We start from the raw sequence: 15,739 nt of genomic DNA, 5'->3' as shown, positions 1-15,739 counted from the left end.
AAGGAGATTTATACATGGAAAATGTTACGGTTTTAGGTGCCGGGTCGTGGGGGACTGCGCTCGCTGTGGTGCTTGCAGAAAATGGACAAAATACGCTTCTGTGGACACATCGAGAGGATCAGGCAACAGAAATAAACAATCAGCATACAAATAAGAAATATTTACCCCAAACAGAATTACCAAGTACGCTACGAGCAACCTCCTCTCTTGAAGAAGCTGTTTCACATGCTTCTACAATCGTTGTAGCTGTTCCGACAAAAGCGATTCGAGAGGTTTGCTCCAACGTATCCGCGTTATTAGCTAAAAAAGTGCTGCTTGTTCATGTTTCAAAAGGAATTGAACCCGATTCTTTACTACGTATTTCTGAGCTAATCGAAGAGAGTGTTGATCACGATTGGATTGAGGATATTGTCGTGCTTTCGGGTCCTAGTCATGCTGAGGAGGTAGTACTTAAGCATCCAACTACAGTCACGGCGGCCTGTAACACAATCTCTTCTGCCGAAAAGGTACAAGATCTGTTTATGAATGGCTATTTTCGTGTATACACGAATGATGATGTCATTGGTGTTGAAATAGGTGGTGCGCTTAAAAATGTAATTGCCCTGGCAGCGGGAATTACGGATGGTTTAAGCTATGGAGATAACGCTAAAGCGGCTCTTATAACGCGAGGACTAGCCGAAATTACACGTCTTGGGGTCAAGATGGGTGGAAATCCCTTTACATTTGCAGGGCTAACGGGAATGGGCGATTTAATCGTTACATGTACAAGTGTACATTCTCGTAACTGGCGAGCGGGAAATATGCTCGGTCAAGGCATGAAGCTAGAAGAGGTATTAGAGCAAATGGGCATGGTTGTTGAGGGAGTTCGTACGACGAAGGCAGCATACCAGTTAGCTCAAAAATATGATGTACCAATGCCAATAACAACAGCGCTCTACGATGTTCTGTTTAATGAGAAGGCGCCCAAAACGGCTGTTGATGAGTTAATGATTCGGATGAAGAAAAGCGAAATTGACGAATTACGTTAATCGTAAAAAATTTCATAAATTGTCACAATTAATGGAGGTATCGAATGGTGCCTCCTATTATTTTTATAGACAAAAAGGTATAATTACAAACAGTGTGAAATTATTTAAATAGTTTTTTGAAGGGCGGTTATACGATTGGATCCATTTCTATTCACGGATACATCATCAATATTCATTTTAAATTCGCGTGGACCACTTTCTAGCATGCATGCACTTGATGTGATGTGGGTTTCGTTTTATTCTATAGGTTTATTGATGTTATCCTTATTCTTAATAACTGCGATTCGTAAATGGGTAGGAAATGTGTTTTTATCCGCAATTTTAAAATTTGTGGCTTACGCAATGTTTGCTTTGGGATCATTTTTAATGGTACTCGTAATTGCAACATGGCCAGCATAATGAGTGGTAGGTGATAGATATGAAAAAATGGGTGATTATACTTTTAACAATTCTTTTTGCTACGATAGTATCAGGCTGTGGAAGCTTATATCCTGAGGAAGAGCTAGAGATAAAACAAGTGCCTGATCAAGACCAACTGGCTTCTGTGCAACGTGCAGTTGAAGAGTACAACGCAGAAACAGGGGTTTTACCGATCAAAAATAGCGAGCTGGATACTGACATTTTTATAAAATATTTAATTGATTTTTCAAAGCTTGCACCAAAATTTATTACTCAATCTCCTGGGAATTCATATGAGCAAGGTGGCATTTTTCAATATGTCATTTGGGATCCTGAAAATAACCCTACTGTGAAACTCGTTGATTTACGTACACCAGAGCGAATTAGAGAAGTGAATATGCGATTTATGGCAACAAAATATCCACAATTTAAGGATGAAGTTGCACCTTTTATTTATACGATCAACTTCGAAAATATCGGCTTTGATAATGAAATAACAGTCGCAAGTCCGTATTCCAATAACCAATTGCCATTGGTTGTCTCCTCTGAGGGGAATATTTATGTTGATTACTCAATAGATTTACAGCTGTTTATTAACGAAAACAACTTAAAGCCTACGCCTGGAGAGGATATTCGTATGCTGCTAGGGGAAGCTTATCCAGTCGTGCCAGCATACTCATTGCCATACACTGTGGATGAAAACAATGAAGTGATTTTTATGTATGATCCTGTAGCGGATGCAAAAGCTGCGAAAGAGGCAACGGAAGACGAAAAATAAGATGAATAATATTTTTAACGTCCTGCAAAATATTTGCAGGGCGTTTTTCATATTTTTATACATCTACTCATACAATGCAATACGTAAAGGAGGAGCGCAAATTAGTGAGCATATTTTTCACCAACTAGCAGAACGAACAAATGGCGATGTGTATATAGGTGTTGTTGGCCCGGTACGTGTAGGTAAATCAACTTTTGTCAAAAAAGTAATGGAAGCCATTGTCATTCCGAATATTGTTAACGAGGATGACCGTAAGCGTGCACTGGACGAGCTACCACAAAGCTCCCCAGGACCAGTTATTATGACAGCAGAACCGAAATTTGTACCTGCACAAAGCACGCAAGTAACGATTGGCGCGCATGATCTAGCTTTCCGAATTCGACTTGCCGACTGTGTAGGCTATGTGATTGATGGGGTGCGCGGTTATGAGGATGAAAGCGGTCCGAAGCTTGTTCATACACCGTGGCATGAGGAGCCGATTCCTTTCCAAGAAGCTGCGAGAATAGGTACAGATAAAGTAATTCGAGATCATGCAAATATCGGGATTGTTGTCACAACAGACGGCACAGTTAATGGTATCAAACGATCAGCTGCTGAAGTAGCTGAAATTCAAATTATTGAGCAATTACAAGCAATTGGCAAGCCGTTTGTAATTGTATTGAATAGTTCATTACCGGCGCATAAGGACACAATACGCCTACGTAATGAACTTATTGAGCGGTATAATGTTCCAGTACATTCAGTAGCTATTGATCAGCTTGGAAAACAGGATATTGCACATATTTTACAAGAGGCGTTATACGAATTCCCTGTTGAGGTAATTGAAGTAGAAAAACCGGATTGGTTAGATGTATTAGATGCGTCTCATCCGCTTCACGTAACGCTATCAGAAGCTGTGCAGCATATGGAAGCTTCTATTGGCAAAATTAGAGATGTTGAACATGCTACAAGTGTGTTAAAGCAAATTGACTTTGTTGATGGGTGTGATATTCAACAAGTGGATGCAGGACTTGGCGTGGCGACAGTTCGTATCTCTATTAGCTCAGATACATTTAAGGAAGTATGTAATGAATGGTTAACGGAGCCGATTGATACGAAAAAAGATTGGCTTGTCTTTATTAAAGAGGCCGCACAGGCTAAACAGGAGCAGGGGCGCTTTAGAGAAGCAATTAAGCAGGCGCGCGAAACGGGTTATGGCGTAACGCTACCAGAAATCGATGAATTTACGCCTAGCGAGCCAGAATTGATTAAGCAAAATAATTTCTATGGGGTCAGAATGAAGGCTAAAGCTGCTTCTTACCATATTATTCGAATTGATATGACATCCGAGTTTTCACCGTTAATCGGCTCAGAGTTCCACAGTCAGCAATTATTAAAGGATTTGCAGCATGCCTTTGAGTTCGACAGAGAAGCGTTATGGGAAACGCAATTATTTGGAACACCGTTACATGAAGTGCTGAAAGAAAGCATTCGTTATAAAATGAATGGAATTCCAAAAAGTGGGAAAGAAAGAATGCGTTTAACGATAGAGCGTATGGTAAATGAGGGAGATAGAGGTATTGTAACATTTGTAATCTAAAATTTTGACAATAAAATATGATCAAAAATTTGAACAGGACAGCTACCTTTGTAGTATAAATGTCCTGTTATTTTCGTTTTCTTGTAAAAAAAGATAAGTATCTTTAAAAACATCGGTAATTACAGTTGCTAAGCGGATTTTGATATGTTACTCTTTTTACATGATTTAGGTTCATGACCCTTTGAGAGGAGGTGAATGGTGTGAATAAAACAGAATTAGTAAACTCTGTTGCTGAAGCTGCAGGTCTTTCTAAAAAAGACGCTTCTAAAGCAGTTGAAGCTGTATTTGATACAATTCAAGATGCTCTTGCAAAGGGTGACAAAGTACAATTAATCGGTTTTGGTAATTTCGAAGTGCGTGAACGTGCGGCTCGTAAAGGTCGTAACCCACAAACTGGTGACGAAATCGAAATCGCTGCAAGCAAGGTGCCTGCTTTCAAACCAGGTAAAGCGCTTAAAGATGCTGTAAAATAATACACATCGGTAGTTACATAGAGCAGCCTTCATGTTTCATGGAGGTTGCTCTTTTTATGTACATAAAAGGAAGTATAGTAAACGGAAATAATTTCTATTATATGTTGTTGACTGATTTCTTAAGATTTATCCTATGTCCGCAAGTTAATACATATTTTCCTCAAATAAAGTAAGCATTTTTGAACTTATGGTTTGGATATGCTACGATTCATTTGTTAAGTTGAACTGCTATAGATTTTAGGGGGCAATACAATAATGTCGAACGTTGATTTTAAAAAAATAGAAGATGCAGTAAAGATGATCTTAGAAGCTGTAGGTGAGGATGTTGAACGTGAAGGTTTGCTTGATACACCAAAGCGAGTTTCTAAAATGTATGCAGAAATGTTTAGTGGCTTAAAAGAAGATCCACGTGACTATTTCAGCACTGTATTCCATGAAGAACATGAGGAGCTTGTGCTCGTTAAAGATATTCCATTTTACTCGATGTGTGAGCATCATCTAGTACCGTTTTATGGTAAAGCACATGTTGCATACATACCTAATGGTGGTAAAGTAGCGGGGTTAAGTAAGTTAGGTCGCTGTGTTGAATCTGTTGCTCGCCGCCCGCAATTGCAAGAGCGTATTACGTCCACTGTAGCTGATACTATTATGGAAATGTTAGAGCCAAAGGGTGTTTACGTCGTTGTTGAAGCAGAGCATATGTGTATGACAATGAGAGGGCTTAAAAAGCCAGGCTCAAAAACTGTAACAGCTGTCGCACGTGGACTATACGAAGAGGATGAAGTGAAACGTCGCGAGGTCATTTCATTTATTCAAATGTCATAATTTGCTCTAATTTATGTTATGATTAGTGAAGAAAATGTTGTAATGAGGAGAATTAAGGATGACACAACCTGAGTATATAATCATTGAGGCACAGGAAGATGGGGTACACGTGATCGGTTTAACGCGCGGTACAGATACAAAATTCCATCATTCAGAAAAGCTCGATACGGGTGAAGTAATGATTGCACAATTTACAGAGCATACGTCTGCCATGAAAATTCGTGGCAAGGCGAAAATCCATTCAGCACATGGAATCGTTGAAACGAGCTCGAAAAAGTAATGTGTTCACAACCTCGAAATTGATACAACACCGAAAATGGCTATGCTATAATATAAAGCATAGTCACTTTAGTGAAATGGAGTACTATCTATGAATGCAACATATATTCCGCAAGAAACTGAAAGTCTTAAAATGACAATTTTAGAGAGCATTCGACATAAGACGTTACTGAAATATATAGAAACGCCGTCATTAAATGACCATCAATTATTTTATTTGCTCCTTCCAAAATTAAATGGTGAGCAATGGGATGATAACACGACGATTGCAGCAACTACTGTTGGTATCGTACATGCATCTCTTGCAGAACACGATAAAATTAAAGCGCTAAATGCAACGTCAAAGTCGCAGCAATTAACCGTATTATCTGGAGATTACTATAGTGGTCGTTATTACGAAATATTGGCACATGCCAATAATATCCCGCTAATTCACAAAATTTCTGAGGGGATCGTTAGTCGCTGTGAACAAGAAATTACCGTATATCACTATGAAAATCGATCACTTTCAGATTGGATAAACAGTTTAGCGATAATCGACACGGTTTTAATCCAACGTTTTTACGAAGTATATCAATATGATGTGTATATACCGATTATGAAGGAAGCGTTAACAATTCAGCGTCTTAAGCATGAAATTGCGCTTACCGAGGCAGGACAGCAAACGCTATTTAGTCTGATGATGCAAAAAAGTATCGGATCTGCATCTTTCCCTGACACAATTCAGCATGAAATAAAGTCGCGTACGGACAAGCTACAGGAGCTAGTTGAGGCTAGTTCATTGGAAGAAGCGCTGAAACAGGCTATTTTACAGCGAGTGTCTTAAGTTTTATTGAGAAGAAAGGTTTTGAGAAGATGGCAAAATCGAAAGAAGAGCACGTACACGAAGTATTCGAGCAGATTTCTGGTAGCTATGACAAAATGAATTCTGTGATTAGCTTTCAAATGCATAAATTATGGCGTAATGATGTTATGAAGCATATGAATGTAAAGAAAGGTTCAGCTTGTTTAGATGTTTGCTGTGGTACAGCTGATTGGACAATCGCCCTTGCACATGCAACAGGTGGAGATGGCATGGTAAAAGGACTCGATTTTAGCGAAAATATGTTAAGTGTAGGAAAGGAAAAAATTCTACCTTATGATTTCGTAGAGCTAATTCACGGCAATGCAATGGAACTACCCTTTGAGGACAATACATTCGATTATGTGACAATCGGCTTTGGTTTGCGTAACGTGCCAGATTATATGCAAGTTTTACGCGAAATGAATCGTGTATTAAAGCCAGGTGGAATGGCTGTTTGTTTAGAAACATCTCAATCAGAAATTCCGGGCTACCGTCAAGCTTTCCGTTTTTATTTTAAATATGTAATGCCAGTATTTGGTAAATTATTCGCGAAAAGCTATAAAGAATATTCTTGGCTACAGGAATCAGCAGATGATTTTCCTGGCATGAAAAAGCTAGCTGAGATGTTTAAGGAAGCAGGCTTTGAGAGGGTAACATACAAAGGATATAGTGGTGGCGCAGCAGCTATGCACATGGGCTATAAAAAAGAAATTTAGTGGGAGAAGGTTTGTTCACGTGGAAAAGATGAAGCTAAAACTACTCTATTCTGATTTGAAATCAGATATAGATCTCATCGAAAAAGAATTAGAAAAAGCGTTGAACTCGTCTTCACACTTGTTAAATGATGCTTCTCTTCATCTATTACAAGCAGGAGGTAAACGAATTCGTCCTGTTTTTGTATTACTTTGTGCGAAATTCGGGCAATATAATATCGAGAGGATTAAAAATATTGCCGTACCATTGGAGCTCATTCATATGGCTTCGCTTGTACATGATGATGTAATCGATAATTCGGATATGAGAAGAGGTAGACATACAGTAAAGGCACAATGGAATAATCGAGTGGCGATGTATACAGGTGACTTTATTTTTGCACGAGCCTTGCAGTATGTGACTGCAATAGATAATTCATATGCCCATCAGATTTTAGCCCATACAATGGTTGAAATTTGTAACGGTGAAGTGATTCAAATTGAAGATAAGTTTCGTTTAGATCAAAATCTTAAAGATTATTTCCGACGTATAAAGCGGAAAACGGCATTATTAATTGAATCCAGCTGTGAGCTAGGAGCAGTTGTCGGTGGTGTAAATGATAAAAATAGACGGCATTTAAAGCGATACGGCTACTTCGTCGGTATGAGCTTTCAAATTGTTGACGATATTTTAGATTTTACAGCAACAGACAAAGAGCTTGGTAAGCCAGCAGGGAGTGACTTGCTACAAGGAAATATTACGTTACCGATATTGATGCTAAAGGATGATCCAACAATTCGTCCATATATTGATCAAGTAGTAGCTGGTGAGTTATCAGAAGAGCAACGAATGGACATGCTAAAGCTTGTTCGACGTTCAAAGGCAATTAAAGATGCAATGAATATTAGTAACAAATATTTACAAAAAGCATTAAAGGAAGTAGAGGCATTACCAGACCATCCAATGAAGAAGAAATTACGCGATATTGCGCTGTTTATGGGGAAACGCAAATTTTAGACAATAGTTGCAGATTCGCAGTAATTTTGGTAATATTTATCGGTAGGTGAAAAAAAGCCTTTACCCAATATTAAGGAGTGTTCTAACAATGGCAATCGAAAAAACTTTTTTAATGGTTAAACCTGATGGCGTAGAACGTCAAGTAATCGGTGATATCGTAGACCGTTTTGAACGTCGCGGTTTTGTAATGCGCGGCGCTAAATTTATGGTAATTTCTCGTGATTTAGCAGAAAAACATTATGCAGAGCATTCAGAGCGTCCATTCTTTGGCGAATTAGTAGACTTCATTACTTCTGGTCCTGTATTTGCAATGGTATGGGAAGGCGAGTCTGTAATTTCATTAGCTCGTATGATGATGGGGGCTACAAAGCCATCTGAATCTAACCCAGGTACAATCCGTGGTGACTACGCTACAACAGTATCACACAACATCATTCACGGTTCTGACTCTTTAGCGTCAGCTGAACGTGAAATCGCTTTATTCTTCGGCGAAGACTTAGTTTAATTTAAACTTTAAACAACTATCACAATCTGTGGTAGTTGTTTTTTATTGTTAATTTTGGAGGTTCTTCACCATAACTTGGGGTTGATTTACGTTGCGTCAGAGGACAACAGATGTTTTGTGTAGCGAAAGCGAAGCGGCAGCTACACGACGTTGGTCACGAAGGCGGTGTCACAGGATATGACGGTTTTAGCTTTCGTTCCTCTCTAGACGCTAATCCCCCAGGGAAATAATCTGTTCCCCAGTGAAAGGAACCGATTATTTCTGCATCGAAAGGTGTAGCCGACAGGTGCAAAGCTTTCTGCGGGAACAGTACGGGCGGAAAACCCATTTTTTCGGCATTTATCCCGAAAAAATTAGTTGGAGCCGTGCCCGCGAAAAGTGAGCTGCCTGTAGCGGAAATCAACCTCTTGCGTAAGAAAGAGGGTAGTAAAATGATTTACTACACCTCAACATTTGACTTAGGACCTTTTATTTCTCCCTATTGTGAAGTGAGATCTACATTTGTGGCTAGCTGTGTTTAGATAATAAATGAATTTTGAAAAATGAAACAATTATACCTTTATTTCGTATAGAATAGAAATAGAAAGGTGTGAGAGAATGGGTTTTTTGGAGTTAGGGGTTATCGGTTTTGTTCTTATTTCAATTGTAGGCATTCTATCTGACAATCGAACAAAAAAAGAAAAATTAAAGGTGAAGGCTTTACAGCATGAAATAGAATTAGAAAAGCTACGATTAGAAACGTATACAATAGAAACAGAAAAAATGAAGCTAGAACTTGAACAATCGAAGCTCGCTTTAATCCAATCAAAACAGCAACTGCCATATACAGCGTTAAATAAAGAAAACTAATTAGAGGTGAATGAATTGGAAGAAATTATTATCGTGCTAGGTGTTATGGTTACGGTTTGTTCCATCCCGTTAACGGCGATTGTAACAGCACACAAGCGCTCACACACAAAGCTACAAATCAAAATGCTTGAAAAGGAAGTAGAGTTGGAAAAAATGCGTTTAGAGATGTATGACAATGAAACTGAACGAATGAAGATTGAACTAGAGCAATCAAAACAGCTTTTACTTGAATCGCAGCAGCAAGTATTATCGGCTGAAAATAATAATAACTAGTGTTTTTTATAAAATGGCCCTTTTCAAAAGCTACTAGTCAAATTCGTATAGAATATTATTTCAGTAATTGGAAAATTCGGCTATAATGATGGTACGATACTATGAGGGGAAGATGTGCCACAATGTCAGATTACGAACAATTTATAGAGAGCATTAAACGTAAAACAGGTATCGACTTAGCGCTATACAAAGAAGCGCAAATGAAGAGACGTCTCACTTCGTTATATGAGAAAAAAGGCTATCGGAGCTTTGTGGACTTTTTTTCTGCTTTAGAGAAAGACCGCGATTTAATGAATGAATTTTTAGATCGTATGACGATTAATGTATCAGAATTTTATCGAAATGGAAAGCGATGGGAAGTATTGCAGAATAAAATATTCCCTAAGTTACTACAACATAATAAACGTTTGAAAATTTGGAGTGCTGCATGCTCAACGGGAGAAGAGCCTTATAGCTTAGCGATGGTATTGTCGCATCATATTCCATTATCACAGATCAGTGTATCGGCGACAGATTTAGATGAGAATGTCATACAAAAGGCGAAACTAGGGCTTTATCCAGAACGATCATTGGCAGAAGTACCGAAAGATGTACAAGCCAAATATTTTACACAAGAAGGCGCATTTTTTAAAGTAAGTGAGGAAATAAAACGAACTGTATCATTTAAAAAGCATAACTTATTAAAGGATTCGTATGAGTCTAATTTTGACCTAATAGTTTGTCGAAATGTTATGATTTACTTTACTGAAGAGGCAAAAGATCAGATTTATGCTAACTTTAGCAAATCACTACGTCCTGGTGGTATATTATTTGTAGGGTCGACTGAACAAATTTTCAATCCTGCAAGATATGGCTTTGAAGTCGAGGATACGTTTTTTTATCGTAAAAAATAATAGCGCAAAAATAAATGACAATGTATGTGTACGACACAAATGATGATTTTTTGATTCATGTGAAGAAATAACGCTTTTCGTGCATTCTGCGAAAGGCGTTATTTTAGCAGATAAAGTTGCAATCTTACGTTCTGCATATGAAAACACAGCATCTCGCTCGCATTTGGGGCGAGATACGTTTTTCTATCAAGTCTATACACATGCATTCATTTATAGAGAAAGCGTTCAGAATATTCCTAATAAATAACGTTAGTTCGGAATTCGTACTGTTTTTTATGTGGATTTATGTTATAGTGAAAAATACATACTTTAGCGAGTTGAAGGGAGAAAGTGTTTTTTATGCGTTACTTAACAGCAGGTGAGTCTCACGGACCACAATTAACAACAATTATTGAGGGGCTACCATCCCTTTTACCAATAACTTCAGAAAAGATTAATTATGATTTAAAGCGTCGACAAGGTGGACATGGCCGTGGCAGACGTATGCAAATTGAAAAGGATCTTGTAGAAATTGTAGCAGGAGTTCGTCACGGACAAACGTTAGGGTCGCCGGTCGCACTAGTTGTAACGAATGATGACTGGAAGCATTGGACGAAAATTATGGGTGCAGATCCGCTTCCGGAGGATATTGATCCTAGTGAAATTAAACGTCAAATTTCACGTCCACGTCCAGGCCATGCCGATTTAGTTGGAGGCTTTAAGTATGGTCATCGTGATTTACGTAATGTTCTAGAGCGCTCAAGTGCACGTGAAACAACCGTTCGAGTAGCAGTTGGCTCCGTTGCGAAGGCATTGTTAAATGAATTAGGTATTTCGATTGTCGCACATGTAACAGAAATTATTGGAATAAAAGCAGATGTATCAAAAGTAGCGGGTAAATCTGCAGATGAGATTCGTGAAATTGTTGAAAATGACCCTTGCTACTGTGTCGACCCAGAAGCTTCTGCAAAAATGGTGCAGGCGATTGATGAAGCAAAGCAAGCAGGCGATTCTATTGGTGGGGTTGTTGAAGTAATTATCGAAGGATTACCAGCTGGTATCGGTTCGTATGTGCATTATGACCGTAAATTAGATGGGAAGCTTGCAGCTGCTATGCTTTCTATTAATGCATTTAAAGGTGTCGAATTTGGGATTGGCTTTGAAGCAGCTCGTTTACCAGGCTCGCAAGTACATGATGAAATCATTTGGGACGAGGAAAATGGCTATACACGTGCTACTAATCGTTTAGGTGGCTTAGAGGGTGGTATGACGACGGGGATGCCAATTGTCGTTCGTGGTGTCATGAAGCCAATTCCAACGCTGTATAAACCTCTACAAAGTGTTGATATTGAAACAAAAGAACCATTTAAGGCAAGTGTTGAACGTTCAGATAGCTGCGCGGTTCCTGCAGCATCGATTGTTGCAGAGCATGTCATTGCATGGGAAATCGCTGCTGCTATCGTGGAGCAATTCCATAGCGACCAACTACCACAATTAAAGGCTCAAATTGAAGAAATGCGTAAGCTTTCAAAGGAGTATTAATATGAAAATTCCAGTAAAAGCTGCTTCACATCAATATGAAGTTGTCATCGGAAAAGGCATATTAAAGGACGTACTTATAGGCTACAAAAACCATTTTGAACAGGCAGATAAAATCATTGTGTTAACGGATGAGAATGTATGGGAGGCGCAGCAACAGTATTTTACGCTGAGCTGCCCTTATCCGTTTGAATTATTTGTGATGCCTGCTGGGGAAAGCTGTAAAAGCTTTGAAAACTACAGTGCAGTACAAACGTTTTTACTACAGCAAAAGTGTACTCGGAAATCGCTCATTTTAGCCTTTGGTGGAGGTGCAGTCGGTGATTTGGCAGGCTTTGTTGCAGCTACGTATATGCGTGGTATTCCATTTATCCAAGTACCCACTACGATTCTTGCACATGATTCTGCTGTTGGTGGAAAAACCGCAATTAATCATGAGCTAGGGAAAAATATGATTGGTGCTTTTTATCAGCCTCAAGCTGTATTGTACGATACAAAATTACTAGAGAGCCTTTCGAAAAGAGAAGTACGCTCAGGAATGGCCGAAGTAATTAAGCATGCAATGATTTCAAATCCATTTTGGCTTGTTGAGCTTATGCAAGAAAATATGACAGAGATAACGGACGAAAAGCTTATCAGTCATTTAGCTGACGGTGTAAAAGTCAAAGCGTCCATTGTAGAACAGGATGAAACGGAGCAATCTGTTCGAAAGTACTTGAATCTAGGTCATACATACGGCCATGCAATTGAGGCAGCTGCGGGCTACGGAGGCTTAGCGCATGGCGAGGCAGTGATGATCGGGCTAGTCTATTGCTTATTACTAAGTGAGCAATTCGGTCAAATTGATCGCCCGTTTACGAAGCGTTTTTTACAATTCGCTCACAGTAACGGCTATCCTTTTGAAGCGGTTAAGGACTATTCTTTTGATGAATTAGAAGACTATTTACTAAAAGATAAAAAAGCTGATTATGGGGAGCTTCAATTCGTTTTACTCCAACAGATTGGCAAACCTTTTGTGCAAAAAATAGACCTTGCGCTATGCAAGGAAACGGATATAGAATTTAGAAAATTATTAGCGGAGGTGCTTATATGATTCGCGGTATACGAGGCGCAACAACGATTGAATCGGATAAGCCGGAGCTTGTTTGGGAAGAGACAGCTAAGTTAGTACAAGAAATGGCAAAGGCAAATAGCTTTGTACCAGAAGATATTGCATCTGTAACAATTTCTACAACGACGGATATTAAATCTGCATTTCCTGCAAAGGCTGTACGTTTATTAGAGGGCTGGCAGTTTGTACCGATTATGTGTATGCATGAAATGGATGTGCCAGGAGCATTACCATTGTGCATTCGTGTACTACTTCATGTAAACACAGCAACAACACAGCTGGATATTCGACATATTTACTTAAATGATGCAGTCCAATTAAGACCAGATTTAGTACGTAAATAGTATAAGAGGAGACGTTATTTATGAAATGGAAACAACAAATTCACGGGATGAAAGCATACCAACCAGGTAAACCAATGGAAGAAGTAAAGGAAATGTATGGCTTGAATGAAGTAGTGAAGCTAGCATCAAATGAAAATCCATTTGGTAGTTCGCCAAAAGTAAAAGAGTTTTTACAGCAGGATGAGACTAATCATGCAATTTATCCAGATGGCTACGCGCAAAATTTACGTACAGCCGTAGCAAATCATCTAGGTGTAAAAGAAACAGAATTAATTTTCGGCAATGGTTCGGACGATTTAATTGCGATTATTACACGTGCATTGTTGTATCCAGGCGTGAATACAGTAATGGCAGATCCTTCATTCTCTCAATATTGGCACAATGCTGAAATTGAGGGAGCAGAAGTGCGAAAAATTCCATGTATAGATGGTCATCACGATTTAGACGCCATGCTTGCAGCAATTGATGAAAATACATCGGTTGTTTGGGTGTGCAGTCCAAATAATCCTACGGGTACACTTGTGCCAGCCGGAGCTCTTCAATCCTTCTTAGAGAAAGTGCCTTCAGATGTACTCGTTGTTTTGGATGAGGCTTATATCGAATATGTAAATGATCCGAGCTACAAAAATACATTAGATTACTTCCGTCAGTATGAGAATGTAATTCTATTACGTACGTTTTCGAAAGCGTATGGCTTAGCTTCATTCCGTGTTGGGTACGGAATTGCACAGGAGGGGGTTATTGCAAAGCTTGATCCCGTTCGTGCACCGTTTAACAACATAATATTAAGCCAAAAAGCTGCCATTGTAGCTCTTAAGGATCAAGATTATATAGTAAAATGTCGTGAGGCAAATGAAAAAGGGAAGAGGCAATTCGTGGCATGGTGTGAAAAGCATGGGTTGCATTATTTCCCATCACAAACGAATTTTGTTCTATTTGAAGTGAAAGCTGATAGCGATGTTGTGTTTGAAGAAATGATGAGGCGTGGATTTATTATTCGTAGTGGAGCAGCGCTTGGCGTACCAGGCTATATTCGTGTAACAATCGGTACAGAAGATCAAAATGAGAAGTTCCTGACATTACTACAAGAGGTATTAACCGAGCAAGGTGTTTTTGCATGACACGAAATGTGCTAGTCATCGGCCTTGGGCTAATCGGCGGTTCAGTTGCATTAGCTCTTCAAAAGGCTCCTCAAACGAAAGTAATGGGCTATGATGCTTTTGAGCAAACACGTGCATTAGCCAAAACATTAAATGTTGTGCATGAAGTAGTTGAAAATCCAGCCGAGGCTGCGAGTAAAGCTGATATCATTATTTTTGGGACGCCAGTAAATGCTACGCTCGAATGGATGGAAGAGCTAAAGAAATGGCGCTTAAAGGAATCTGTCATTGTAACCGATACTGGAAGCACCAAAGCGATTATAATGGATAAAGCAAATGAGCTTCGAGAGCTTGGCATTACATTTATTGGTGGACATCCAATGGCGGGCTCTCATAAAAGTGGAGTAACAGCAGCAAAGCCTCATTTATTTGAAAATGCGTACTATATGCTAACGCCCCATAAAGATGAAAAAACTGAAAATATCGATAAACTAGAAAATCTATTAAAATTCACGATTGCAAAAATAGTAAAAGTAGATGCAAAGGAACATGATCATATGACAGCTGTTGTGAGTCATTTTCCACATATAGTAGCCGCATCTCTCGTTCATCAGCTGCAGGGTGAAAATGAAATGTTCCCAATGACAAGTATGCTAGCAGCAGGGGGATTCCGTGATGTAACACGAATTGCCTCCTCAAATCCAATTCTATGGCGTGATATTACTGTGCAAAATCGTCATGAACTAATAGGGCAATTAGATAAATGGCTGACGGAAATGCAGCGTGTAAAGGGGCTGCTCGAGGGTGGTCAGGATACATTAATTGAGGATTATTTTGCCGTTGCTAAAAACGTACGAGATCAATTACCTGCAGCATCTGGAGCATTCTTTATGCCGTATGATTTATACGTTGATATACCGGATTATCCAGGGGTTATTTCTGAAGTAACCGGATATTTAGCGGATGAGCGTATTAGTATCACAAATATCAGGATTGTAGAAACACGAGAAGATGTATTCGGTATTTTAGTCATTAGTTTCCAAAGCGGAGATGATCGTGAACGTGCAGCAAAATGCATAACAAGGCGAGCAAACTTTGAAACATACATTTCTTAAATGCAAAAGGCGAAATATGCTTTTTGCTTTTTCTAACATGCTAAGTGTTTACTGTAAGCAGTTGTCAGGGCTAAACGAGGCGCTTGCGCTTTTCGTAAGTGTCTAGTTCCAGCGCC

19 protein-coding genes are annotated in these 15,739 nt (G+C 39.1%); all 19 read left to right on the top strand.

From position 1 onward, the window contains the following. Positions 1-14: 14 nt before the first annotated feature. The 19 genes from V4T18_RS10785 (at position 15) to V4T18_RS10695 (ending at position 15,623) form a co-directional block, all read left to right on the top strand. Entirely contained in the window at positions 15-1,028 is a 1,014-nt protein-coding gene (locus V4T18_RS10785; RefSeq protein ID WP_332649252.1) for an NAD(P)H-dependent glycerol-3-phosphate dehydrogenase, read from the top strand. A 135-nt stretch (positions 1,029-1,163) separates the two neighbouring features. Beyond that, positions 1,164-1,427 (top strand): DUF2768 domain-containing protein, encoded by a 264-nt coding sequence (locus tag V4T18_RS10780; RefSeq protein WP_332649251.1) that lies wholly within the window; start codon positions 1,164-1,166, stop codon positions 1,425-1,427. A 19-nt stretch (positions 1,428-1,446) separates the two neighbouring features. Further along, positions 1,447-2,205: an LptM family lipoprotein gene (locus V4T18_RS10775; RefSeq protein ID WP_332649249.1), complete on the top strand. Its 759-nt coding sequence runs from the start codon at positions 1,447-1,449 to the stop codon at positions 2,203-2,205. Position 2,206: 1 nt separating this feature from the next. After that, positions 2,207-3,784 carry a stage IV sporulation protein A gene (gene spoIVA / locus V4T18_RS10770; RefSeq protein ID WP_332649247.1) on the top strand — a complete coding sequence of 526 codons (1,578 nt, stop codon included), beginning with the start codon at positions 2,207-2,209 and terminating at the stop codon, positions 3,782-3,784. Positions 3,785-3,984: 200 nt separating this feature from the next. Beyond that, the gene (locus V4T18_RS10765) at positions 3,985-4,257 is read left to right on the top strand and encodes an HU family DNA-binding protein (RefSeq protein WP_036154459.1); all 273 of its coding nucleotides are present in this window, start codon (positions 3,985-3,987) and stop codon (positions 4,255-4,257) included. A gap of 255 nt (positions 4,258-4,512) precedes the next feature. Continuing rightward, the gene (folE, locus tag V4T18_RS10760) at positions 4,513-5,082 is read left to right on the top strand and encodes a GTP cyclohydrolase I FolE (RefSeq protein WP_332649242.1); all 570 of its coding nucleotides are present in this window, start codon (positions 4,513-4,515) and stop codon (positions 5,080-5,082) included. Between the two features lie 58 nt (positions 5,083-5,140). Further along, positions 5,141-5,362 (top strand): trp RNA-binding attenuation protein MtrB, encoded by a 222-nt coding sequence (gene mtrB / locus V4T18_RS10755; protein ID WP_332649241.1) that lies wholly within the window; start codon positions 5,141-5,143, stop codon positions 5,360-5,362. Positions 5,363-5,452: 90 nt separating this feature from the next. Beyond that, positions 5,453-6,187, top strand: coding sequence for a heptaprenyl diphosphate synthase component 1 (locus V4T18_RS10750; RefSeq protein ID WP_332649239.1), 735 nt, complete (start codon positions 5,453-5,455; stop codon positions 6,185-6,187). 29 nt (positions 6,188-6,216) lie between these two features. Then, positions 6,217-6,921: a demethylmenaquinone methyltransferase gene (locus tag V4T18_RS10745; protein WP_332649237.1), complete on the top strand. Its 705-nt coding sequence runs from the start codon at positions 6,217-6,219 to the stop codon at positions 6,919-6,921. 19 nt (positions 6,922-6,940) lie between these two features. Continuing rightward, positions 6,941-7,915, top strand: a complete 975-nt coding sequence (hepT, locus tag V4T18_RS10740) for a heptaprenyl diphosphate synthase component II (RefSeq protein ID WP_332649236.1) — start codon at positions 6,941-6,943, stop codon at positions 7,913-7,915. Positions 7,916-8,003: 88 nt separating this feature from the next. Next, positions 8,004-8,420, top strand: coding sequence for a nucleoside-diphosphate kinase (gene ndk / locus V4T18_RS10735; protein ID WP_332649234.1), 417 nt, complete (start codon positions 8,004-8,006; stop codon positions 8,418-8,420). Between the two features lie 597 nt (positions 8,421-9,017). Beyond that, a complete protein-coding gene (locus tag V4T18_RS10730) occupies positions 9,018-9,269 on the top strand; it encodes a hypothetical protein (RefSeq protein ID WP_332649233.1) in 252 nt (83 codons plus the stop codon). A 6-nt stretch (positions 9,270-9,275) separates the two neighbouring features. After that, the gene (locus V4T18_RS10725) at positions 9,276-9,542 is read left to right on the top strand and encodes a hypothetical protein (protein WP_332649231.1); all 267 of its coding nucleotides are present in this window, start codon (positions 9,276-9,278) and stop codon (positions 9,540-9,542) included. 122 nt (positions 9,543-9,664) lie between these two features. Beyond that, the gene (locus tag V4T18_RS10720) at positions 9,665-10,435 is read left to right on the top strand and encodes a CheR family methyltransferase (protein ID WP_332649230.1); all 771 of its coding nucleotides are present in this window, start codon (positions 9,665-9,667) and stop codon (positions 10,433-10,435) included. 339 nt (positions 10,436-10,774) lie between these two features. Further along, a complete protein-coding gene (gene aroC / locus V4T18_RS10715; RefSeq protein ID WP_332649228.1) occupies positions 10,775-11,956 on the top strand; it encodes a chorismate synthase in 1,182 nt (393 codons plus the stop codon). Between the two features lies 1 nt (position 11,957). Then, positions 11,958-13,046, top strand: a complete 1,089-nt coding sequence (gene aroB / locus V4T18_RS10710; RefSeq protein ID WP_332649226.1) for a 3-dehydroquinate synthase — start codon at positions 11,958-11,960, stop codon at positions 13,044-13,046. After that, positions 13,043-13,408, top strand: coding sequence for a chorismate mutase (gene aroH, locus V4T18_RS10705; RefSeq protein WP_332649223.1), 366 nt, complete (start codon positions 13,043-13,045; stop codon positions 13,406-13,408). Before aroB ends, aroH begins: the two co-directional genes overlap by 4 nt. 20 nt (positions 13,409-13,428) lie before the next feature. Next, positions 13,429-14,529: a histidinol-phosphate transaminase gene (gene hisC, locus V4T18_RS10700; protein WP_332649220.1), complete on the top strand. Its 1,101-nt coding sequence runs from the start codon at positions 13,429-13,431 to the stop codon at positions 14,527-14,529. Continuing rightward, on the top strand, positions 14,526-15,623 hold the full coding sequence (locus V4T18_RS10695; RefSeq protein ID WP_332649218.1) for a prephenate dehydrogenase: 1,098 nt from the start codon (positions 14,526-14,528) through the stop codon (positions 15,621-15,623). The genes hisC and V4T18_RS10695 overlap by 4 nt, the downstream gene beginning before the upstream one ends. The last annotated feature ends 116 nt before the right edge of the window (positions 15,624-15,739 follow it).

It is taken from the genome of Lysinibacillus sp. 54212 (assembly GCF_036662795.1).
GTDB lineage: Bacteria > Bacillota > Bacilli > Bacillales_A > Planococcaceae > Lysinibacillus_B.
This window is presented reverse-complemented; position numbering and strand designations above follow the sequence as displayed.

Bases quoted from the DNA above. Each gene is read 5' to 3' on its own strand.
- V4T18_RS10785 (WP_332649252.1), top strand. From the start codon at position 15: ATGGAAAATGTTACGGTTTTAGGTGCCGGGTCGTGGGGGACTGCGCTC.
- V4T18_RS10775 (WP_332649249.1), top strand. From the start codon at position 1,447: ATGAAAAAATGGGTGATTATACTTTTAACAATTCTTTTTGCTACGATA.
- spoIVA (WP_332649247.1), top strand. From the start codon at position 2,207: ATGAATAATATTTTTAACGTCCTGCAAAATATTTGCAGGGCGTTTTTC.
- folE (WP_332649242.1), top strand. From the start codon at position 4,513: ATGTCGAACGTTGATTTTAAAAAAATAGAAGATGCAGTAAAGATGATC.
- mtrB (WP_332649241.1), top strand. From the start codon at position 5,141: ATGACACAACCTGAGTATATAATCATTGAGGCACAGGAAGATGGGGTA.
- V4T18_RS10750 (WP_332649239.1), top strand. From the start codon at position 5,453: ATGAATGCAACATATATTCCGCAAGAAACTGAAAGTCTTAAAATGACA.
- V4T18_RS10745 (WP_332649237.1), top strand. From the start codon at position 6,217: ATGGCAAAATCGAAAGAAGAGCACGTACACGAAGTATTCGAGCAGATT.
- ndk (WP_332649234.1), top strand. From the start codon at position 8,004: ATGGCAATCGAAAAAACTTTTTTAATGGTTAAACCTGATGGCGTAGAA.
- V4T18_RS10730 (WP_332649233.1), top strand. From the start codon at position 9,018: ATGGGTTTTTTGGAGTTAGGGGTTATCGGTTTTGTTCTTATTTCAATT.
- V4T18_RS10720 (WP_332649230.1), top strand. From the start codon at position 9,665: ATGTCAGATTACGAACAATTTATAGAGAGCATTAAACGTAAAACAGGT.
- aroC (WP_332649228.1), top strand. From the start codon at position 10,775: ATGCGTTACTTAACAGCAGGTGAGTCTCACGGACCACAATTAACAACA.
- aroB (WP_332649226.1), top strand. From the start codon at position 11,958: ATGAAAATTCCAGTAAAAGCTGCTTCACATCAATATGAAGTTGTCATC.
- aroH (WP_332649223.1), top strand. From the start codon at position 13,043: ATGATTCGCGGTATACGAGGCGCAACAACGATTGAATCGGATAAGCCG.
- hisC (WP_332649220.1), top strand. From the start codon at position 13,429: ATGAAATGGAAACAACAAATTCACGGGATGAAAGCATACCAACCAGGT.
- V4T18_RS10695 (WP_332649218.1), top strand. From the start codon at position 14,526: ATGACACGAAATGTGCTAGTCATCGGCCTTGGGCTAATCGGCGGTTCA.